We start from the raw sequence: 22561 nt of genomic DNA on the forward strand, positions 1-22561 counted from the left end.
CGCCCGCAGCGCGGGAGAGGGGGCGCCAGCGATAGGCGCGCGCGCCGTCTCGGTGCGGCGCGACGCCTGCCCCCTCTCCCGCATCGCCGCGAGGCCGCATCGTGAGAGAGCCCCGCGCGAGCGCGCAGCTGCAAGGCGTCGATCTACATTTTTCGCGCGGCAAGCGCAGCGTGCTGAACGGCGCGACGCTCGGCTTCGGAACCGGGGAGATCGTCGCCCTGCTGGGCGCCAATGGCGCCGGCAAGAGCACATTGTTCCGCCTGCTGCTCGGCTTTCTGAGCGCGAGCAGCGGCGAGATTCGGCTCGACGGCGCGCCGCTCGCCTCGCTGTCGCGACGCGAGATCGCCAAGCGCGTCGCCTATGTGCCGCAAGGCCATGTCACGCCCTTTCCCTATACGGTGCGCGAGGTGGTCACGCTCGGCCGCCTGCCGGAGACCGGGCTTTTGCGCGCGCCCCGCGCCGAGGATCGCGAGATCGTCGAAAGCGTCATCGCCCGGCTCGGCATGGAGCGGCTGATCGACCGGCCCTATACGGAGATTTCCGGCGGCGAGCGGCAGCTCACGCTCATCGCCCGCGCGCTGGCGCAAGGCGCGCGCCTTTTGGTGATGGACGAGCCGGCGACGGGACTCGACTATGGCTATCAGCTGCGGCTGATGCGGCATTTGTCCGATCTTTCCGCGGACGGCCATGGCGTGCTGGTCAGCACTCATCATCCCGAACATGCGATGCAGCTGGCGACGCGCATCGCTATATTGAACGAGGGCCGCATCGAGGCCGATGGCGCGCCGCAGGCGGTGGTGACGGCGGAGCGCATCTCGCGTCTCTATGGCGTCGAGGTGGCGGTGTTCGACGATCCTTTCGGCGCGCGGCGGCTCGCGCCCATCGCCGGCCGCAATGGAAGGGCCGAAGGATGAAGCTCTATATGGGCTTCGACGACACCGACGTCGCCGGAGCGAAGATCGGCACTGGGCGGCTGGTGCGCATGTTCGAGCGCAAGCTTCCCGAAGGTGCGCGGCTCTGGGGCGCGCTGCGCCATCAATTGCTCGTCGATCCGCGCATTCCCTTCACCTCGCACAACAGCCCCGCCTGCGCCATTGTGGAGATAGAGGACGAGGCGCTGATCCCTTCCCTCGCCGCGCGCGCCATCGCCCATATCGCCGAGTTCGCCAGCGACGGCTCCGACCCTGGCCTGTGCATCGCGCGGGAAACCGACGATCTTTCCGAGATCATCGCATTTGGCCTCTCCTGCACGCATGAGATCGAGACGCAGGATCACGCGCGAGCAGTCGCCGCCCGCGCCGGCGTCGAACTGCTCGGCCTCGGCGGAACCAATGACGGAATCATCGGCGCGCTGGCCGCCGTCGGCCTCTCCGCCTATGGCTGGTGCGGCCGCTTTCTGGAATATGGACGGCTGCGTCGCCTGCCCGATCCCGTCTCTGTGGCGGCGCTGGCCGAGGCCGGCATTGAAGCGACGGCGATCGACAAATATGCGCGCGCGCTCGATCCAGAGGCGCTGATTCATACCGGCGGCTGGCTGTCGCCACGGCTCTGGGGCGGGCGCGCCGTCGCGCCGGTGGAGGAGAAGGACGGCCGCCTCATCGCCATTGGCAAGCGTCCGCGCGACGCCGAGGTCGCCGACTGATGCGCCTCCTCATCGGCATCGACGACACGGACGGCGCCGGCTGGGCGGCCAGCACGGCGCGGCTGGCGCGCGAATTCGGCGACACGCTCGCGGGCGAGGCGCGCTTCATCGGCTCGGTCGGCCATATTCTCTTTTCTGGCGTTCCGGCGACGACCAACAACAAGGCCTCCTGCCTCGTCGTCGAGAGCGCCCGCGCCGACGCCGCGGATTTTCTGCTCACCCAGGCCGCCGCCTATGTGGAGGCCAATGCGGCGCCCTCCAGCGCGCCGGGAATTATCGTGGCCGGCGCCGAGGCGGAAGCTCTCGTCGACTTCGGCCGCGCCGCCAGCCGGCGCGAGATGAGCGCGGAGGAGCTCGCGCCTTTGCTCGGAGGGCTGCGCGTCGCCGGCCTGCGCGGAGGCCGCAGCCTCATCGGCGCGGCGGCGGCGGTGGGGCTGACGGCGCGCGGATGGTCTGGCCGCTGGCTCGAATTCGGCGGGCTGCGCCGGCTCGGCCGCGCCGTGCAGGCGCGCGAGCTGAGAGCGCTCGGCATTTTCCTCGTCTCGCTGGAGACGGACGCAGAGGCGCCCGCGCCCGACGATTGGATCGACACGCATGGTCGGCTGCGGCCGCAGCTCGCCGCCGGCCGCGCCGTCCTGCCCTTGCGCCGTATCGGCGAAGGAATGTGGGAGACGGCCGGCGCCGAGCCAATGAAGAAATCTCGATAGCGAACGAAACTACACGCCTTCTATATCGCGGATGATGACGGTATTTGCGCCGTTTTGCCGCCATAATAGACTTGCTGTCACGGCTACGCCTATTTACGTAATTGAGTTACATCACGAATCGAGCGGCGGGCGAGCGGCGCGTCGGCCGGGGGCGGCAAAAGGCTGACAGCAATGACGATGTTCGCGCGCAAGAGACGCAGCTCCTCCCTTCTTCTCGGCGGCGCATCCTTGGCCGCGCTGCTCGGCGCCGCCCATGGCGCCGGCGCGCAGAGCTTCACCCCGCTGCCGGAAATCTCGATCGGCGCAGCGCCCGCCACGCCGCCCAAAAAGCCCGAGAGCGCCATTCTCGGCTCCGCCTCCGACACATCCACGGCCTATGCCGCCGATGCGCGCGGGCTCGATCTCGCCAGCGGCGGCGGCGGCTCCAATCCCATCCGCGGCATTTCCTGGCTGCCCTCCGTCGATGCGCCGGCGATCGATCCTTACGGCCTCGCCAATATGGGCGGCGGCAACAAAGGCATTCGCATTCGCGGCGAGAACAGCCAGCACGGCAACAGCATCGGCACGGTGGACGGACTGCCGCTCTCCGGCATCAATCCCGGCCCCGGCGTCACCTGGCTCATCGACAATGAGAATCTGAGCCGTATCGTCCTGCATCAAGGCCCCATGCCCTCCGACGTGAATTCCTATTTCACCGTCACGGGCAGCTTCGACAGCCAGATTCGCTGGCCCGAGAAGAAGTTCGGCGGTGAGATCTCGCAGAGCGTCGGCTCCTTCTCCTTCCTGCGCACCTTCGCCCGCATCGACTCGGGCGAGATATTGAACGGAACCACCAAGGTCTTCGTCTCCGGCTCCTTCACCGACGCCGACAAATGGCGCGGCTCCGGCAAGGACCCGCAAGGCAAATCCGGCTTCGCGGTCGGCATAGACACCAAGCCGGTCGACTGGCTGGAGGCGAAATTCTTCGCCGCCAAGAGCAGCTTCGACGAGCACAGCTACGCCGGCCTCAATTATCAGCAGGCCAGCAATCTCGGGGCCTTCCGCCGCTTCGACTTCGCCGCCATTCCCGGCGTCGCGCCGACGCTCTATTACGGCTACAATCTCCAGCACTTCGACTCCTGGACGGCCTTCTCCGAGATCGCCATCAATCTCAACGAGACGACGCGCTTCGTCGCCAAGCCTTATTACTTCCGCGAGGACGGCTATTATCTCGACGGCCAGGCCAATGGCCGCATCCGCAAATGGCTCATCGGCCATGATATGTGGGGCGTGGTGAGCGAGGCGCAGACGCGCGTGCTCGATACGGACGTCAAGCTCGGCTATTGGCACGGCGTGCAGAACGCCCCCGGTCCGCCAACGGCCTGGGAGACCTTCGCCCCCAATGCGCTCGGCGGCCTCACCGGCGCCAATTGGTCGATCCTCGCCCAGCAGACCTCGCCCCATACATTCGACGCCGCCTATGGCATGGCGAGCCGCGACTTCGGCCCGCTGCATGTGGAGGCCGGCGCCCGCTATGTCTGGGAGCATATGCCCGGCATCAACGCCTATAATTCGACCGGCATAGGCGATGTGACTCTGGATACGGCGCTGGCGATGTCGGGGAGCGTCATCCTTCCCAATCGCAGCGTGACGCCCTTCACCATCGGCACCTTCCTTCCCTATGGCGCGCTCAGCTATCGTCTGACCGACGATCTGCTGCTGAAGTTCAGCGGCGGCGGCGGCTATGGCGGCCCGGGCTATGACGCTTTCCCGACCTCGCAGCAGAATGCGCCGGCTTTCGCCGCAGCCGGCATAACGGCCGATCAATTGTGGCATTCGATCCGGCCGGAGACCTCGACGCAGCTCGATCTCGGCCTGCGCTGGTCCTATTCGGGCGCCTATGGCTCTGGCTTCATCGAGCCGACGGCCTATTACTCGCGCAACCACAATAAGCTCGTGTCCTATGATCCCGGCATAGGCGTGCAATTCGGCCAGAATGTCGGCGAGAGCCAGAGCTATGGCGGGCAGCTGATCGCCCATTACGATCCGCTGGAGAAAGTGGGCCTGTTCGCATCGCTCGGCTATCAGCGCGCGGAATTCGTCCAGAATCTGCCGATACTGCCGACCGCCTCGTCGGCGATCTATTGGGGAACGCGCGTCGTCGGACGGCAATTGCCGGATGTGCCCTATTGGATCGCGACCGTCGGCGGCGATCTGCGCATAGAGGAATTCACCATCACGCCGGTCCTCCATATCGTCGGCTCGCGCGCCGGCGACACATCCGGCTTCCAGCCGATCGCCGGCTATTCGACGCTCGATCTCACCGTGAAATACGAGCACAAGATCGATTGGGGAACGATCACCGCCAGCGTCACCTGCATGAACATGTTCGACACCGCCTATATCGGCCAGATCAGCAATGGCTATTATCAGCAGACGTCGAGCAGCGGCATCTACTTCCCCGGCGCGCCGCGCACGGTGATCGGCAAGGTCGGCTTCAAATTCTGATACGGCGTTCTACTGATCGCTTCGGCCCAGCACATACAGCCCCCTCGTCCTGAGGCGCTTTTTGCGGCACGCAAAAAGCCTCGAAGGACGGTCCAGCGCCCACTCAGCGCGGCGCCCCTTCGAGACGCCCGCACCCAAGTCGGGCAAGCCCGACTTGGGCATTATCATGTCGATCTCGGGTAAACCCGAGATCGATGCGGGCTCCTCGGAGTGAGAGACTGATGTTTCATCCGCACGCATCAGTCGAAAGTCGTATAACCTGCGCGAGGAGGGCGCCCCCTCCCCGAGCCGCATTAAGACCCGCTTAACCATAGGTTGTATCGTTAAGCTTAACGCGATGGACCGCTTGCAAGGCTGCGCTTATGGTGCGGCAATCCTCGGTTCGGGTCGTTGGCGAAGTGAAATACGTGAAGCGTTTTCTGGGCGTGACGGCGCTCTTGGCGTTCGGCGGCCTGGAGGCCTCTCCCGCCCGCGCATTCGATTTTTTCGGCCTCTTCGGCGCCGCCGAGGAGACGCCGGAGCCGAGCCGCGACGCCCTGCCCTATAAAATCGAATTCGCCGGCCTCGACGAGGCCGAGGGCCTCGCGCGCAATCTGCAGGATGTCTCCAGCGCATGGCGGCTGCGGCTGCAGGCTCCGCCCACGGGGGCCGGCGTCGCGCGACGCGTCGTCGCCGATTTCCCGCGCCTCGCCGAGGCGCTATGGGCGAGCGGCTATTATGACGCGGAGATAAAGGCCACGGTCGCCGGCGTTCCGGTGCGGCCGGACGGGCATGGCGCCGACGCCGCCGCGGCGGCGGCCGAACGGCTGCGCGGCCAGGCGCTGGCGCCCATCCGCATAGAGATCACGCCCGGCCCGCTGTTCCATTTGCGCAAGGTCGTCCTTCTCGACGCGCGCAGCGGCAAGCCGCTGGACGAAGCGCTGCTCACGAAAAAATCGCTGGAGCGCGACAAGGAGGAGCCGGCCCGCGCCGCCGCGCTGCAAGCCATGCAGGCGGCCTGGATCGACGCGCTGCGCGCCAATTCCTATCCGCTCGCCAAAGTGGCGACCGCGAAGCCGACGATCATCCATCCCGAACAGGCGATGGATGTGGTGGTGACGATCGACCCCGGCCCACGCGCCGGCATAGGCGAGGTGAAGACCAGCGGCTCGCCGGGCATAGACGACGAGGTCATTCGCTCCTACATCTATCTGGAGCAGGGCGAGCCCTATAGTCCGAAGAAGCTCGCCGATCTGCGCAAATCCATCGGCCGTCTCGAGGCGGTCGGCTCGGTGAAGGCGGAAGACGGCGAGAAGCTCGACGCCAATGGCGATCTGCCGATCTTCGTGCAGACCAGCGAGCGCAAGCCGCATGCGGTGGGCGCGGACGCTTTCTTCTCCAATGTCGACGGGCCGGGCCTGCGCGCCTATTGGACCGATCGCAATCTCTTCGGCGGCGCCGAGCGGCTGCGCTTCGATGTCGAAGGCGGCCTCGCGCCCTTCGGCAGCTCGGCGCGCTACAACGGCCTCTCCTCCATTCGCCTCGAGGACGTCATCGGCCGCGCCAAGGCGAGCTTCGTGAAGCCGGCGCTGTTCGGCTCGCGCAACGATCTGCTGCTCGACGCCGGCTTCGTGCGCGAGAAGACCGATTATTACTGGGCCAATTACGGCAATGGCTCGGCGGCAATCCGCCATCGCTTCAGCGATACGGCCTCCGTGCAGGCGGGGCTCGAATTCGAGCGCGGGCATACGTTCGACGCCTTCGGCCCACATGATTATTCGCTGCTCGGCTTTCCGCTCTCGGCCAATTACGACGGAACCGACGATCTCCTCGCGCCCACCAACGGCTTTCGCGCCATCGCCAATGTCACGCCCTATGTGAAGGCCTTCGGCGACAGCGTCGGCATGGTGCAATCCAAGACGCAGATCACCGGCTACAAATCGCTGGACGAGGACGGCTGGTATGTGCTCGCCGGCCGCATGGCGGCGGGCTCCATCGTCGGCGCGAGCATAGAGAATATTCCGGCGAGCCATCGCTTCTTCGCCGGCGGCGGCGGCTCGGTGCGCGGCTATCGCTATCGCTCGCTGAGCCCGGACGCCGGCCTCGGCTTTCCCGTCGGCGGACGCAGCCTGCTCGAAGGCTCCGCCGAGGCGCGCATCAAGGTCACGCGCGAGATCGGCGTCGTTCCCTTCTACGACATCGGCTCCGCCTTCTCGTCGCCCTATCCCGATTTCCGCTCGTCCATGCGCTCGTCCGTCGGCATAGGCCTGCGCTATTACACCGGCATCGGCCCGGTGCGTCTCGATGTGGCGACGCCGCTCGGCCGGCGTCCGGGCGAGAATAAATTCGCGATCTTCATCGGCGTCGGGGAGTCGTTCTGATGCGCTTTCGCCGCATTCTCGCCTATGCCTTCGGCGCGCTGGCGCTGCTCGCCGTCGCCGGTACGCTCATGCTGCGCATGCAGACGCGCACGGGCAAGAGCTTCCTCGCCGATCTCGTCTCGCGCGCCGCCTCCTCCGCCGATATGAAAGTTGAGATCGGCGCCTTCGAGGACCCGCTGTCGGCGCATCCGCTGCTGCGCGACATCTCCATCGCCGACAGGGACGGCCCCTATCTGAAGATCGACCAGATCGCGCTGGACTGGTCGCCTTCCGCGCTGTTCTCGCTGCGCGTCGATATAGAGAAGCTCGCCATTGGCGCGATCGACATCGCCCGCCTCCCGGCGCCCGCGCAGGCTGCGACGGCGACGCCGAAAAGCAGCGGCGGCTTCTCGCTCCCCGATCTGCCCGTTCGCATCCGCCTCGGCCGGCTGGCGCTGGACACATTGTCGCTCGGCGCGCCCGTTCTCGGAACCGCGGCGAAATTCGCCGCGACCGGCGAGGCGTCGCTCGACAAGGGCGCGCATCTTACGCTCGACATTCGCCGGCTGGACGCGCCGGGCGCCATAACGGCGAAAGCCGATGTCGCGGCCGGCGGCCAGAAGATCGCGCTCGCCCTCACGGCGCAGGAGCCGGAAGGCGGCGCCATCGCGCGGCTCGCCGCTCTGCCCGGCCTGCCCCCCGTCGATATTTCGCTGACCGGCGAAGGCGCGCTCGACGATTTCGCCGCGCATCTTTCCGCCAAGGCCGGAGAGAAGATCGGCGCCGAAGGCGCGGCGCATGTCATTCGCAAGGATGCGGCGCGGCGGCTCGATTTCGATTTGGGCGTCCGCCTCGCCCCGCTGCTGCCGCCCGCCGCCGTTCCGCTGCTCGACGGCGTGACGCAGCTCGCCGGCGCCGCCACTCTGCGCGACGATGGCGCGCTGGAGGGCGATATCGCCATCCGCAGCCGCTCCGACGCCGCGCCGCGGCCGCTCGATCTTTCGATCGCGCTGAAGGGCGTTCCGAAAGACGAGCGCGTGAGCGCGACTCTGAGCGGAACTCTGGCCGTTCCGTCGCTCGAAGCGCCCGCGCTGGAGAAGCTGCTGGGCGAGCGCGTGACGCTCGGCGGCGCGGTCGCCTCGCTGCCCGGCGGCGGACTGCGCTTCGACGGGCTCGAATTGCGCGGCGCGCATCTCGCGGCGAAGATCGACGGCGCGGCGATGCGCGAGGCGCTCGACGTCGGCGCGAAGGTCACGATCGCCGATCTGAAGCCCGCCGATCCGCGCCTCTCCGGCCGCGCCGAAATTTCCGTGAAGGCGACCGGCTCCGCCGACAAGCCCAACGCCGATTTCGAGGCGCTGCTCAGCGGCGCGCATCTCGACGGCCATGCGATCCAAAAACTCGCGCTGCACGGCGCCGCGCGCGATCTCACCGGCGCGCTCGTCGCGACCGCGACGCTGGACGGCGCCATAGACGGCGCCCCGGCGCGCGGCAAATTGAACGTCGCGCATAAGGACGCCGGCTGGACGGCGAACGACCTCGATCTCTCCGTCGGCCGCGCGACTCTCCGCGGCGCGCTCGCGCTCGACGCGCAAAAGCTCGCCAGCGGACGATTCTCTCTCGCCGCGTCCGATCTCGACGATCTCTCCGCGCTCGCTCTGCGCAAGCTCTCCGGCGCGCTGAAGGCCGACATTATCCTCGACGCTTCGCACGGCGCGCAGAATATATCGATCGACGCGCAGGGAACGCGCATTCGCGCCGCCGACGCCACGATCGAAAAGCTCGGCGCCAAGCTCTCCGGCCGTGATCTGCTGCGCCGACCTTCGCTCGACGGAAACATCGCCGTCGATGCGCTCCATATCGGCGGCAAGACCATCTCCAAAGCGCGCCTCACTGCGACGCCCGCCGGCGCCGCCACCGCGCTCGATCTCGCAGTGGACGCCGAAGGCTTCGCCATTGCGAGCCGCGCCGCGCTGACGCCCGGCGAGCGGACGCGGCTCGACATTCGATCGCTCTCCGCGCAGCGCGCCGGCAAGCGCATCGCCCTCGCAACGCCGGCGAGCGTCACCCTCGGCGCCGGCGCCGTGGAGCTGAAGGGAATCGCCCTCGCGCTCGGCGCCGGCCGGCTCGACATTGACGGAACCATCGGCGATCGTCTCGACCTCACCGCGCGCGCGCGCGGCGTTCCGCTCTCCATCGCTTCCATCGCCGACGCCAGCCTGGCGCTCGACGGCGCATTGGACGCCGAGGCGCGGATTACCGGCGACAAGAAAGCGCCGAGCGGCGATTGGAAGATCAAGATCGCCAAGCTCTCCGCGCCGCAATTGCGCAGCAATGGCCTGCCGCCACTGGATATGGACGCGCATGGCGCGCTCGCAGGCGCGCGCACGAGCCTCGATGCGACGATCGCGCTCGGCGCTGGCGGGCGCTTCGCCATCACCGGCTCGGCGCCGATCGATGCGGCGGGCGCGCTGGATTTGAAAGTGAAGGGCGAGGCGGACGCCAAGCTCGCCGACACGGCGCTCTCCGCCAATGGCCAGAGCCTGCGCGGCAAGGCCAATGTCGATTTGCGCATCGCCGGCTCCGTCGCTGCGCCGGCGATCGAAGGCGGCGTGACGCTCGCCAATGGCTCCTTCTCCGATCCGCTGAACGGCGTCTATCTCGACCACATAGACGCCAAGCTCGACGGACATGGCCGCGAGATCGTCATCACGCGCCTGACCGCGCTCACCAAAAATGGCGGGCAAATCGCCGCGACCGGCAAAATCGCCGTCGAGCCGCAAGCGGGAATGCCCGGCGCCATTCGCATCAAGGCCAAGAATGCGCAGCTCGTCAGCAGCGATCTCGTCTCCGCGACCGCCGATCTCGATCTCGACATAGGCGGCCCGCTCGCGCGTTCGCCGAAAGTCTCTGGCCGCGTGACGCTGACGACGATGGAGGTCAACGTCCCCGATCGCCTGCCCGCCTCCTTTCAGGCGCCGCGCGGCGCGGTGCATGTTTCGCCGCGCGCTTTCGCCAAAGAGATGCTGGCGCTGGAGGCCAAGGAGAAAGCGCGCGCCGCAAAGCGCTCGCCCTTCGACGCGACGATCGATCTCGCGCTCGCCGCCCCCAATCGCATCTTCGTGCGCGGACGCGGCATCGACGCCGAATTCGGCGGCGAGCTGAAGCTGAGCGGCACGATCCAGAAGCCGGCCGTCAACGGCGCTTTCGATCTGCGCCGCGGCAAGCTGCAATTGCTGACCCAGCGTATCGATCTCACGCGCGGCAAATTGAGCTTCGCCGGCGGCCTCGTTCCGCAGCTCGATTTTTCCGCCGAGACGACCGCGGGCGACGTCACCGCCAAGATCGGCGTCTCCGGCCCGGCCTCGCTGCCGAATTTCTCCTTCTCCTCCTCGCCGGAGCTGCCGCAGGACGAGGTCCTCTCGCGCCTGCTCTTCGCCAAGGCGTCGGGCTCACTCTCCGCCTTTCAGGCGCTGCAGCTCGCAACGGCGCTCGCGCAATTCTCCGGCGCCGGAACCGGCGTCGACGCATTCGAGAAAATGCGCAAGGCGCTCGGCGTCGACTCGCTCGATCTCGAGGCCGGCGGCTCCAGCGGGCCGACGGTCGGCGCCTCGCGCTATATTTCCGACAATATCAGCGTCGGCGTGCGCACGGGCGCCAAGCCGGAGCAGACCGCGGTCAGCGTCGGCGTGGACGTCACCAAGAATGTCCGCGTGAAGGGCGAAACCAAGGTCGACGGCAAATCCTCGCTCGGCGTCGGCGTCGAATGGGAATATTGACGGAGCGCCGTTATTCGCAAATGATGTTCCGCGACCGCGGCCGATAGGCCGTCATTCCACTCGCTGATTTGTTCCGCTATATTGCCGCCAGAAGCTCATTTTACCCGAAAGGCCGCGAACATGCTCGACCGGCTCGTCGCGCGCGCGGCGCAATTGCCCGCCTATGGGGAATTACGCTGGCACGCCAATCATTCCTCCCGCATCATGATGCGCAAAGGCGTGCTGCTCGCCAATGGACGCTCGCGCGACAGCGGCCTCTCGGCGCGTCTCTATCGCAACGGCGCCTTCGGCTTCGCCGCCGCGCCCGGCGATGACGAGGCCAGCCTCGCCGCCGTCATCGCCACGGCGCAAGACAATGCCGAATTCGCCGGCGGCCACGCCGCGACCGGCGCGCTCTCCACTGCGGCGGGAAGCGGAAGCTATGATTATCGCAGCAAGCGCGCGCCGCTCTCGGCGGAAGAGCGCGTCGATATCGTGCGGCGGCTCGACGAGGCGATCCGCGCCCGCTATCCCGGCCTCGTCAATGTCGACATCTCGCTGTCCAGCCATGCGAGCGAGAAGATTCTCGCCAATAGCGACGGCGCCGCGACCTGTTCCTTCGTGCCGCGCGCGGCGCTGGTCGTCTCCATGAGCGTCGCCGCCAATGATGGAATCGTCGAGCTCTATGACATTCTCGGCGGCTTCGGCGAGATAGAAGACCAATCCTTCGACGAAGCGACGCTCGCGCCCTGGCTAGAGGATCTGCACGAGAATCTGCGTCGCAAGGCCGAGGGCGGCCAATGCGAGGCCGGCGATCACGATGTCGTGCTCGACGCGGCGCTCGCCGGCATTCTCGCCCATGAGGCGATCGGCCATACTTGCGAGGCCGATCTCGTGCTCGCGGGCTCGGTCGCGGGCGATCGTCTCGGCGAGCTGGTGGCGAGCGAGAAGATCACGCTCGGCGATTATGGCGGCCGCGGGCCGGACGGCAAATCCTCCTTCGCCATTCATGTCGATGACGAAGGCACGCCCTGCCGCGACGTCGCCATCATAGAAAACGGCGTGCTGAAAAACTTTCTGCATAATAAGCGCACCGCGCAAATGCTGGGCGCGGAGCCCGCCGGCAATGCGCGCGCCTTCTCCTTTCAGGACGAGCCGCTGGTGCGCATGCGCAACACCTGCATCGCCAAGGGAAACGACAAGCTCTCCGACATGATCGGCGCGATCGAGCGCGGCTATTATCTGAAGCGCTCCACCAATGGCCAGGCGGACGCCACCAGCGAATTCATGTTCGGCGTCAATTGCGGCTATGAGATAAGAGACGGCAAGCTCGGCCGCGCCATTCGCGACACGACGATCTCCGGCGTCGCCTTCGACATGCTGAAGAGCGTCACCCATGTCGGCGATGATTTCCGCTGGGCGGCGGGGGGCGGCTGGTGCGGCAAGAAGCAGCCGATCGCCGTCGGCATGGGCGGCCCTTCGATCAAATGCCGCGTCACTCTGGGAGGACGCGGATGAGCGCGCCGACGGACGACTTCCTCGACCATATTCTCGCGAAGGCGAAAGACGCCGGCGCCACGGCGGCGCAGGCGCTCACCAATCGCACGCGCTATTTCGAAATCGAGTTCGATCATCACAGCGTCGATCTCGTGCGCTCCACCGAGAATGAGACGACGACGATCACGCTCTTTCGCGACGGCAAGCGCGGCGGCGCGACGCTCAACGGGCGCCGGCCGGAGGAGGTGGAGGCGGCGATCGCCGCCGCGGCGACGGCGGCCGAAGCCGGCGTCGCCGATCCCGCCAATGGAATAGCCGAAGCGCCTTCGCTGCCGCCGGGCGATCACGGCCCCGCCGAGCCAAACCGCGCCGCCATGCGCGCGCAGGTCGATGAGTTTCTGGCGAGCCTGCCCGCGCGCCATCCGCTGCTGCGGCTGCGCGACAGCCTCTACACTTTCACCGACCAAGAGACCGAATTCGCCAATTCGAACGGGCTGCGCCAGCGCGAGCGGCGCGGCGGTCACGGCTTTCGCGCCATGTTCATGGCCAAGGACGGAGCGCTCACCACATCTTTCAACGCGGTGGGGGGAAGGTCCTTCGGGCCTTTCGCCTCGCTCTATGACGCCGCCGGCGTCGGGCGGCTGATGGCCGAATGCGAGCGCTCGCTGGAGCGCCGGCCGGTCGCGGGAAAATTCATCGGCGATGTGATCGTCACGCCGCACTGCTTCACGGGGCTGATGCCTTCCCTCGCCGGCGCGCTGTCCGGCCCGGCGCTGCTCGCCGGCTCCTCACCGTTCAAGGACAAGCGCGGAGAGAGAATCGCCAGCCCTTTGTTCTCGCTCGACAACGCGCCGCGCTCCGCGGATTTCTCAGAAGGCTCGGATTTCGACGAATTCGGCGTGCCGACGCGTGATCTGCCGATCATCGAGAATGGCGTGCTGAAGGATTTCTACGTCGGCTATTTCTTCTCGCGCAAGCTCGGCATGGCGCAGACGGCGGGCGTGCGCAACAGCCGCGTGCGGCCGGGCGAGACCGCCCTTTCCGATATGATCGCCGGAGTGAAGCGCGGAATCTTGTTCTCCCGCTTCTCCGGCGGCGCGCCCAATGACAATCTGGATTTTTCTGGCATCGCCAAAAACTCGTTCTATATCGAGAATGGCGAGTTGCGGCACGCCCTGAACGAGACCATGGTGAGCGGGAATTTCCAACAATTGCTGCAAGACATTCACGCCGTCTCGAAAGAGGTCGTGAATTTCGGCGATTGCGCCTATCCCTTCATCGCCGCCTCGGGCGTGACCATTTCGTCGAAATGACGCGCCGGCGCCCGCCGGCGGCTGGAGAAACTGCTTGATCTGTCGCGCCTGCCTTTCCCGCCCACGCTTCTTCGGCCTCGTCGCGGTCGTTCTCGCTCTGACGCTCGACCAGGCGCATAAATTCTGGATGCTGAACGTCTTCGACATCGGCCTGCGCCAGCCGATCCGGCTCACCTCCTTTCTCGATCTCGTGCTGTCGTGGAATTTCGGCGTCTCCTATTCGCTGCTCTCCTCGCAGACCGAGCCGACGCGGGCGCTGCTCGTCGCCTTTCAATTGTCGATCGTCGGCTGCCTCTCCTATTGGCTGTGGCGGGCGCCGCGGCGGCTCACCGCGGCGGCGCTCGGCCTGGTGGTGGGCGGGGCGCTGGGCAATGTCGCGGATCGGCTGACGCGCGGCGCGGTGGCGGATTTCTTCTTCTTCCACACGGCCCTGCCGGTGGGGCCGCTGGCCAATTACGTGTTCAATGTCGCCGACGCCGCGATTTTTCTCGGCGTCGTCCTGCTGCTGCTGGAGAGCCTCAACAGCGGCGCCGCGCGGCCGACGCCGGCGGCCGGGTAGATCTCGCGACGATTTCGGCTGGCCCGGAGCCTCACACGCCTCTAAAATGCCGTTAAGCTGGCCGTAACAATTCGGCTCGTTTGGAATCGTGCGCGCTCCGGGACCGGGCCGCGCCCATGGGAGGAGATCTGGGCGATGAAACGGGCGACAGCCTCTCTGCGTCTTACGCCGGCATGCGTCGGGCTCGCGCTCGTGTTTCTCGGCGGAACGGGCGTCGTCCCGGCCGCGGCCTATGACGACAAATCGACGCTCACCTCGGTGCTCGGCTTCATCGGCGTCTATTCCGACGAGGACGAGAGCCAGAAGATCGTCTTCCGCGAGCACCCCAAGCTGGTCGTGCCGCCCAATCGCCAGGGGCTCCCCTCGCCGCAGGCGGAGAGCGAGCGCCCCGCCTCCTGGCCGGTGGATCAGGAGATCGCGCGCCGCAAAGGAACGCCCGCGCCGGCGCGCCAGCCGGGCCTCAACGAGAATCCCAATGTCGCCGGCTCCAAGAATGGCGAAGGCCCGCGCAAATGCCTCGTCGCCGCCTCGGACGGACATTGCACCATCGCCACAGACGCGGACGAGCCGGGCGCCGCCAGCGGCCCGAAGACGCGCGGCGCCGGCGAGGCCTCGACCCGCTCCTATCTGACCGAGCCGCCGCAGGCCTACCGCCAGAAGGTCGCGGGCGGCAAAGGCATGAAGGAACCCGAGGAAAAGCCCGGCTGGACCAATCCGATCGGCATGATCGGCAGCCTTTTCGGCGGCTCCTGAGCCGCCGATCGGGCGCCCCGCCGCTCAGCCGCCGCTCAGCACGATGCGGCGATGCGTCGGCTGTAGCGGGCGGGCGTTCATCGGGAACAGCGTCTTGAAGGCGTCTATGTCCGCCTGCGCCACCGTCACCGGCTCGGCGAAGACATTCCAATGCACCACTTCCGAGCAGGGCGGCGTCGTCAGCGAGCCCTCGTAGCGGAAGAGCTTCTGCCCCTTGGGCAGCAGAGCGGCGGCGTCGACCGGCGCCTTCAGCGCGGTCTTGCCTTCCTCCTTCGGCGCGGCGGCCATCACCGCGGAAAACGCCTTGTTGGGCGCGCCGGCGACGAGGAAGGAGCCGACCACCAGAAGATCGCCGTTGTCCCCGGCATGGACGAAATGCGCCTCCATGGCGAGGCGCTTGCCGCCGAGCGCATGCTCGCTCGGCGTGTGGAAATGGAATTGCTTCAGCTCGAACTTGCGGCCGCCGAGCTCGGCGACGCCGCCGCCCGCGGCGGCGTTGGCCTGGATCGTATGGCCATTGTTGACGATCTCGAAAGACTGCGGCTTCCAGCCGAGCTTGGGCGGGCGAATGTCGGATTTGACCGCATCGACGAGATCGATCGGCGATTGCTCCCCGCCGAGCGTGCAGGCCTTGGCCGCCTCGTCATGCGCGCCCCAATGCTGGGGATCGTCATAGGTCCAATGCGCCCCCTCGGCGCGGGCCGCCGCGGCGCAGAGCGGACAGGCCGCGAGGCCGGCCAGAAACGAACGTCGTGTGAAAGCCATGCGATTCCCCCCATTTACGCATCGGTCGCGGCGCCTTGGCCGCCGCGCCGTCGAATTTCGACGATTCGAGAAAAGATGATGCCCGAGAGCTTCAGCTGCGGCAACGCCGGCCCGGCGGCGCAACCCGTTTACCATTCGTCGACGAAGCGGCGCGAGGCAGGGCCGCTTTCGCCCTGCAGGCCGGGCCGCGGTGCGCGCGGCGCCTGACATGCCTCGCATTCGCGCTTATATAGATCGAATGCTTCCGTCGAAGCGTCCGGGGAAAGCCCGCGGCCGAACTGGCGCCGAATTCTCTTGGCCGAATTCAAAACTGGCCGGATTCTCTCGGCCGGGCCGGCGAGCGCCGGACGCGCTATAGCGAGGAAAGATTATCATGCCGATGACACAGCCGGGGGCCGAGGCGATCGCGGCCGATCACGCCGCCAGCTCCGCCTCCGCCAAGATCGACGCGCGCGCCGGAGCCGCCAAAAGCGAGAGCGCCGCCGCCGGCGTCGTCCATTCGCGCCTCGCCAATGGAATGGAGATCGTCGTCATCGCCGACCGCCGCGCGCCGGTCGTCACCCATATGGTCTGGTATCGCAACGGCTCCGCCGACGATCCGCTCGGCAAGTCGGGAATCGCGCATTTCCTCGAGCATCTGATGTTCAAGGGCACGCACGCGCATCCGCAGGGCGAGTTCTCCAATCTCGTCTCCGAGCTCGGCGGCCAGGAGAACGCCTTCACCAGCTATGACTACACGGCCTATTTCCAGCGCATCGGCAAGGAGCATCTCGGCACGCTGATGGAGTTCGAGGCCGATCGCATGACCAATCTCGTGCTCTCCGACGAGGTGGTGGGGCCGGAGCGCGAGGTGGTGCTCGAGGAGCGCCGCATGCGCACCGAGAACGACCCTTCCGCCCAGCTCGACGAGGCGGTGCAGGCGGCGCTGTTCCCGCACCACCCCTATGGCACGCCGATCATCGGCTGGGGCCATGAGATCGAGACGCTCGGCCGCGAGGACGCGCTGCATTATTATCGCCGCTTCTACACGCCCGAGAACGCCATACTCATCGTCGCCGGCGACGTCGATTTCGAGAGCGTGCGCGCGCTGGCGGAGAAGAGCTATGGCCGCATTCCCGCGCGCGACGACGCGCCGAGCCGCAAGCGCCCGCGCGAGCCGGAGCCGCGCGCCCATCGCCTGGTGACGCTCGCCGACGAGAAGGTCGAGCAGCCGACGCATGAGCGCGTCTTCCTCGTGCCGTCCTACACGACCGGCGCGCCCGGCGAGGCGGAGACGCTGGAAGTTCTCGGCCATGTGCTGGGCGGCGGACCGTCGAGCGTGCTGTATGATTCTCTGGTGGTGGAGCGAAAGCTCGCCGTCAACGCCGGGGCCTATTACATGGGCTCGGCGCTGGACGACACGCGCTTCTGGGTCTTCGCCACGCCGGCGCCCGGCGTCTCGCTGCAGCAGCTGGACGACGCCATCGGCGCGGCGATCGACAAATTCGCCGCCGCCGAGATCGCCGAAGCCGATTTGAAGCGCGCCAAGAATCGCCTCATCGCCGAGGCGGTCTATGCGCAGGACAGCCAGGTCTCGCTCGCCCGCTGGTATGGCGAATCGCTGGCCACCGGCCTCGCGGTGGAGGATGTCGCCGCCTGGCCGGACCGCATCGACGCCGTCTCCGCCGCCGATATCGCCGCCGCGGCCCGCAAATGGCTGCAGAAGCGCCGGGCCGTCACCGGCTTCCTCGAATCCGAGGCCGAGGCCGAGGACGAAGCCAATGCCGCCGAGCTCGCCGCCTGACATCGGAGCGTAAATCAATGACAGCCCACGCCATCGCGCCTGCGCGCAGCCGCGCCGAAACCATTCAGCGCGTCGTCACGCCCGGCGGGATCGAAGCCTGGCTCGTCGAGAGCTACGCAGTTCCGCTCGTCGCGCTCGAATTCGCCATGCGCGGCGGCGCCTCCCAGGACCCGGCCGGCAAGGCGGGTCTCGCGACGCTGCTCGCCGGACTGCTCGACGAGGGCGCCGGGCCCTATGACGCCCGCGCCTTCCACCTCGCCATAGAGGATCTGGCGATCCGGCTCGGCTTCGGCTGCGACCGCGACGCCATCTCCGGCCATATGCAGACGCTCTCGCGCAACAGCGACGAGGCGTTCGAGCTGCTGCGCGTCGCGCTCTGCGAGCCGCGGCTCGAGCAACAGGCGATCGACCGCGTGCGCGGCCAGATCGCCGCCGGGCTGAAGCGCGACGCCAATGACCCGGATGCGCTGGTCGCCAGGGCCTTCCGCGAGGCGGCCTTCCCCGATCATCCCTATGGGCGGCCGGTGCGCGGCGATCTCGACAGTCTCGAAAATCTGACGCGCGACGATCTCGACGCGCTGCGGACCCGCCTGCTGGCGCGCAGCGATCTGAAAATCGCCGTCGTCGGCGCCATAGACGCACCGACGCTCGCCGCCAAGCTGGACGCGATCTTCGGCGCCCTGCCGGCGCAGAGCCTTCTCACCCCCGTGCCCGCGATCGACATTCACGCGCTCGGCGAGCGCCGGATCATCGATCTCGACGTGCCGCAATCGGCGATCCGCTTCGGCCGTCCCGGCATGCAGCGGCATGATCCCGATTATTTCGGCGCCGTGGTGGTCAACCACATCCTCGGCGGCGGCGTCTTCACGGCGCGGCTGTTCAACGAGGTGCGCGAGAAACGCGGTCTCGCCTATTCGGTCTATTCGCATCTCAACGAATATGACAAATGCGCCATGCTGGTCGGCGGCGCGGCGACGAAGAACGAGCGCGCCCGCGAATCGCTGGAGGTGATCCAGGCCCAATTCGCCGATCTCGCCAATGAGGGGCCGAGCGCGGACGAACTCGACAAGGCGAAGAAATATCTGACCGGCTCCTATGCGCTACGCTTCGACACGTCGACGAAGATCGCCGGCCAGCTGGTCAATCTCCAGCTCGACGGATTCGCGCCCTCCTATCTCGACGAGCGCAATGGCCGCATCGATGCGGTGACGCTGGACGACGCCCGCCGCGTGGCCAAGCGCCTGCTCGGCGACGGCGAGCTGCTGGTGTCGATCGCCGGACGTCCGCAGGGGCTCTGATCCGGCTTCGGGCGGCGCTCGACCGATCCGAATTCCAACGCAAGGCGAAATTCGACAGCGCGATCCGGTCCAATGATCGGATCGCGCTGTCGAAAACATATGTCGCAGGGCGAGCCTTCGCGGCGCGCCACGAGCGATCATCTCGAGACGAGCCAATGATCTTCCGCAAAAGAAAACGGGCGCCGCAACCTGCGGCGCCCGACGGATCGTCATGAAAAAAGGGGTTCGGCAGACGCCGAACCCCTGCGCCGTTGCAAATTCCGTCGGGGAATAATTGATCCACTATTGATCGACTACTCTTCTTCTTTAGCGCGCTTCGATCGTAAAGGAAACAACCTAATATAGATCGCGAGCAGAAAGACCACGTCTGTGGCTCGTAGGTAACACTAGTACTTATACCATAGGGTGATTACTTTTAGTAGTATCGCTTGGTACTAATACTAAGCTCGCAATCGATAGCTTTTACTTTCAGCGGCTTGCCCTGAGAAGAAGATATGCTTCAGCGCAGCCGTGAACCGCCTCTCGTTTCGAAGGGCGAAAGATTATGAGCATTTCCCGGTGACAGGCGAGCGGCCAGGGCCGGCTGCCCCCATTATCCACAGGCTCAGTCGGCCAGTGGGAGAGCGAGCCGAAAGGCGGAGCCGCCGCCATCCTCTTTCTGCGAGGAGAATCGCGCGCCGTCGGCCTCGACGAGCGCGCCCGACGTCGCCGGCTCCGCGGCGGGGCGCGGATCGGTGCGCGGCGCGATAGCGGCGGCGCTCCGGTCGTGGACCTCTATGGCGATCTCGCCGCCCTGCTCCGATGTGACGACGATCAATTCGCGATGGGAAGCGGCGATCGCCGCCTCCGCGGCCGCGCGAAGGAGATCGATCACCTCCTCCTCCAACTGCGTCCGATCGCCGATCACGAGATCGCGCTCGGCGCGCAGACGCAGCTCGGCATGGACCGTCTCGCCGAGATCGAGACGGAGGGTCTCCCAGGCCTCGCGGATCAGCGGATGCAGCGCGATCTCGGTCGGCCCGCGCGCCTCATGCGCGAAAAGCTCGCGCCAATCGCCGATGAGCCGCGCGGCGCGATACAATTGCGCGCCGGCGCGGTCCATGGCGGCGAGCTGCTCCTCCGGCCGCGCGCCGCCGCCGAGCGTCGCGCGCCGGCGCGCGGCCTGGAGATAGGCGGCGGCGGCCGTGAGCGGCTGATTGATCTCATGAGCGAAGCCGACCGCCCGCAGCTCCAATCTCCGCAGCCGCTCCGACTGCCGGCGCAGCTCCTGCGCTTCGGCCGCATCCTGCGCGAAAGCCACGCCGCGCGCGCCTTCCGCATCGAGCGCGACAAAACGGAGCCGCAGCCGCACGCGCGCGCCGTCCTTACGCACGAAATCCGTCTCGACGCTGGTCTCGGCGGGCGCCCGGAGCCGCGTGGCGCCCCGCCAGTCGATTCGGCCGGCTGCGAGATCGTCGCGCCCATAGCCCGTCACGCGGAGAAATTCTTCATTGGCTTCCGTCACCTCGCCGCCGCCCTCCCAGCAGAAGGCGCCGACCGGCCCATTCGCCCACAGCGCGCGCGCGCAAGCGTCGCCTGCGCAACAATCGGCCTCCTTCCCGGAGCGGAAACCAAAACGCCCGAGCAGGGCGAGCGCCGCCAGGGCGGCGGCCACCGCCAGCGCGGCCGCGAAATCGCCGAGGAGAGCCGTGAATTGCGCCGCGAAATCGGAAGACGCCGCGCCGACCAGCTCTGCGACCCAGTCGGCGGAGCCGTAGAACGCCAGCGCCGCTATGGCCGCGAGCGCCGCGCCGAATCCGGCCGGCCTATGCGCGGCGAATTCTCGGCGCCGAACAAGTGAATTCCAAAGGGCGCGAAGCCCGGCGGCGACCGCTGCGCCCCGTCGTCGCGGCGCGCCCGACGCCTCCCGAGAAAACCTCATGCTCGGCACAAGCAATTTCCGACAATCACAGAATGCGACGAGCGCAAGACTGGCCCAGAAGATTTATTTTGGCAATCCGCCCGATCGATCGGCCAAATTTGAAAAATTATCCTATCGCTCCATGACGTTCTGGCGACGCGACGCACAGGCGCGAGACGGGCGACGAGCGCGCGCCGAGACCAACGGAGGACGAGGCGCGCCGACGGCGCTCGCATGAGCTTCACTCCTCGGCGCTCCGAATGAGATAGCCTATGCCGCGCGCGGCGTGGATATCGGCGCGCGCGCCTTGGTTCTTCAGGCGCTGGCGCAGACGGTGGATCAGCATCTTCAGCGCGTCGACCTGATCGGCTCCCTGCGCGCCGTAAATCTCCTCGAGCAGATCGGCGCGCATCACCGCGAGACCGGCGCGGCGCATCAGCGCGCCGAGCAGGACGAGCTCCAGCCGGGGCGCCAGAAACTGCCGCCCATTGATGAAGCCCCTCTGCTCCCCGAGCTCGAAGCTGAGCGCTCCGATCTGCGCCGAGGGCGCCGCCTGCGGTCCGGGCCGACGCAGAATGGCGCGAATGCGCGCCATCAGCTCCGCGGGATCGAAGGGCTTGGTGAGATAATCATCGGCGCCGGCGTCGAGCCCGTCGACCATCTCGTCTATGTCGCGCATGGCGGAGAGGATCAGCACGCGCATGTCGGGCCGGCTCGCGCGCACCGAGCGGATGATGGAGACGCCGTCGCCGTCCGGCAGCCGGCGATCCAGCAGCATCACGCCATATTCGACGGCCTCGATCGCCGCGCGGGCCTCGGCGATCGAGTCGGCGATATCCGCATCAAAGCCGGAATGGGCGAGCTTCTCCGCCAGCAGAGCGGCGATCTCCGCCTGATCTTCGACGATCAGCACACGCATCGGCGATTCCGGCGCCCCTATGAGCATTCTCGCGGCCTCCCCGGCGGAGCCGCCTCGCCGATCATGCGCTCCGGTCGCCAAAGGCCCTGGGCGTCTTCGAACCCCCTCATGGTATAGCGCGTTACCTATATGTAAATATCATATTTTTAGCAGAGAGAGCGACCTCCTATCGCGACGGATGATCGCTCGAAGCTTTTCCATCTGGAGACAATGACCGCATAGGCGGCTGGATTTCCTATTTTTCCCGAATAATCCACCCGTAGGCGTATTTTTCTATATGTCGAAGCCGTCGAGGCGCGCTCGACGGCTTCGACATGTTTCCACTCTGTTTCTGCATTGTTTTCCGCATTGAAATGGAATGCGAGGGCATGTTCGGCGAGGAGCATTCCTCCCGAAAAGCGCGGCTGCAAGGTAACGTTTTGCAGATTTCGGGAGGCGCTGAAGCAATAATCTCCCGCCCCGCGGCAGGAACAGGGCGCTCGGGCCGGCGGCGCCGTCGCGCTGTTTCAGCGTGAGCGAATCTGCTAGAGCTGCATCGACAGAAAGGCTTCTTCCAAAATGGCGCGCATCTTTCTCCTCTCCCTCATCCTGGCCGGGATCGTCTCGCTGATCGACGGCTTCGCCCCCAGGGCCGCGCTGGCCGGACCGAATGTGCCGCTGTGCCTCGCGATGCAGAATAATTACAATGAATGCGTGCGCCACGAGCGCGCGCGGGAGCGGGAGCGGCGTCGCTACGAGGAATATGAGGACGAATGGGGCCGTGGCCCGCACGGGCGCCGGCGCCACTCGGATTGCGGCGCCTGGCTCGTGCAGCTGAAGGCGCAAGGCTGCTTCTGAGCGG

Annotated in this window: 16 protein-coding genes; 13 read left to right on the forward strand and 3 right to left on the reverse strand. The window is 66.9% G+C overall.

Annotated features, from left to right (window positions below; all coding sequences use genetic code 11):
* Positions 1–101: 101 nt before the first annotated feature.
* The 10 genes from METLW4_RS0115560 (at position 102) to METLW4_RS26580 (ending at position 15055) form a co-directional block, all read left to right on the forward strand.
* The gene (locus tag METLW4_RS0115560) at positions 102–914 is read left to right on the forward strand and encodes an ABC transporter ATP-binding protein (protein WP_018267155.1); all 813 of its coding nucleotides are present in this window, start codon (positions 102–104) and stop codon (positions 912–914) included.
* Complete coding sequence (locus METLW4_RS0115565) at positions 911–1642, forward strand: hypothetical protein (protein ID WP_018267156.1); 732 nt, start codon at positions 911–913, stop codon at positions 1640–1642. The genes METLW4_RS0115560 and METLW4_RS0115565 overlap by 4 nt, the downstream gene beginning before the upstream one ends.
* On the forward strand, positions 1642–2349 hold the full coding sequence (locus METLW4_RS0115570; RefSeq protein WP_018267157.1) for a hypothetical protein: 708 nt from the start codon (positions 1642–1644) through the stop codon (positions 2347–2349). Before METLW4_RS0115565 ends, METLW4_RS0115570 begins: the two co-directional genes overlap by 1 nt.
* Before the next feature lie 171 nt (positions 2350–2520).
* Positions 2521–4836, forward strand: a complete 2316-nt coding sequence (locus tag METLW4_RS0115575; protein WP_018267158.1) for a TonB-dependent receptor — start codon at positions 2521–2523, stop codon at positions 4834–4836.
* 407 nt (positions 4837–5243) lie between these two features.
* On the forward strand, positions 5244–7196 hold the full coding sequence (locus tag METLW4_RS0115585; RefSeq protein ID WP_245258464.1) for an autotransporter assembly complex protein TamA: 1953 nt from the start codon (positions 5244–5246) through the stop codon (positions 7194–7196).
* Positions 7196–10954: a translocation/assembly module TamB domain-containing protein gene (locus METLW4_RS0115590; RefSeq protein ID WP_018267161.1), complete on the forward strand. Its 3759-nt coding sequence runs from the start codon at positions 7196–7198 to the stop codon at positions 10952–10954. The genes METLW4_RS0115585 and METLW4_RS0115590 overlap by 1 nt, the downstream gene beginning before the upstream one ends.
* A gap of 120 nt (positions 10955–11074) precedes the next feature.
* Positions 11075–12451 (forward strand): TldD/PmbA family protein, encoded by a 1377-nt coding sequence (locus tag METLW4_RS0115595; protein WP_018267162.1) that lies wholly within the window; start codon positions 11075–11077, stop codon positions 12449–12451.
* A complete protein-coding gene (locus METLW4_RS0115600; RefSeq protein ID WP_018267163.1) occupies positions 12448–13743 on the forward strand; it encodes a TldD/PmbA family protein in 1296 nt (431 codons plus the stop codon). Before METLW4_RS0115595 ends, METLW4_RS0115600 begins: the two co-directional genes overlap by 4 nt.
* 34 nt (positions 13744–13777) lie before the next feature.
* Positions 13778–14302 (forward strand): signal peptidase II, encoded by a 525-nt coding sequence (gene lspA, locus METLW4_RS0115605; RefSeq protein WP_018267164.1) that lies wholly within the window; start codon positions 13778–13780, stop codon positions 14300–14302.
* A gap of 135 nt (positions 14303–14437) precedes the next feature.
* Positions 14438–15055 carry a hypothetical protein gene (locus tag METLW4_RS26580; RefSeq protein ID WP_018267165.1) on the forward strand — a complete coding sequence of 206 codons (618 nt, stop codon included), beginning with the start codon at positions 14438–14440 and terminating at the stop codon, positions 15053–15055.
* Positions 15056–15079: 24 nt separating this feature from the next.
* On the opposite strand, the gene METLW4_RS0115615 is transcribed toward METLW4_RS26580, so the two are convergent.
* Positions 15080–15820, reverse strand: a complete 741-nt coding sequence (locus METLW4_RS0115615; RefSeq protein ID WP_018267166.1) for a carbonic anhydrase — start codon at positions 15818–15820, stop codon at positions 15080–15082.
* A 373-nt stretch (positions 15821–16193) separates the two neighbouring features.
* On the opposite strand from METLW4_RS0115615, the gene METLW4_RS0115630 reads away from it, so the two are divergent.
* A complete protein-coding gene (locus METLW4_RS0115630; protein ID WP_018267169.1) occupies positions 16194–17603 on the forward strand; it encodes a M16 family metallopeptidase in 1410 nt (469 codons plus the stop codon).
* Positions 17604–17620: 17 nt separating this feature from the next.
* Positions 17621–18901, forward strand: coding sequence for a M16 family metallopeptidase (locus METLW4_RS0115635; RefSeq protein ID WP_018267170.1), 1281 nt, complete (start codon positions 17621–17623; stop codon positions 18899–18901).
* 604 nt (positions 18902–19505) lie between these two features.
* Here METLW4_RS0115635 and METLW4_RS0115645 read toward each other — a convergent pair.
* Both METLW4_RS0115645 and METLW4_RS0115655 read right to left on the reverse strand, forming a co-directional pair.
* On the reverse strand, positions 19506–20822 hold the full coding sequence (locus METLW4_RS0115645) for a PAS domain-containing sensor histidine kinase (RefSeq protein ID WP_018267171.1): 1317 nt from the start codon (positions 20820–20822) through the stop codon (positions 19506–19508).
* 220 nt (positions 20823–21042) lie between these two features.
* A complete protein-coding gene (locus METLW4_RS0115655; protein ID WP_026191550.1) occupies positions 21043–21720 on the reverse strand; it encodes a response regulator transcription factor in 678 nt (225 codons plus the stop codon).
* 558 nt (positions 21721–22278) lie between these two features.
* On the opposite strand from METLW4_RS0115655, the gene METLW4_RS0115665 reads away from it, so the two are divergent.
* Complete coding sequence (locus METLW4_RS0115665) at positions 22279–22557, forward strand: hypothetical protein (protein ID WP_018267175.1); 279 nt, start codon at positions 22279–22281, stop codon at positions 22555–22557.
* Positions 22558–22561: the final 4 nt, after the last annotated feature.

Origin of the sequence: Methylosinus sp. LW4 (assembly GCF_000379125.1) — a bacterium.
Classification (GTDB): domain Bacteria; phylum Pseudomonadota; class Alphaproteobacteria; order Rhizobiales; family Beijerinckiaceae; genus Methylosinus.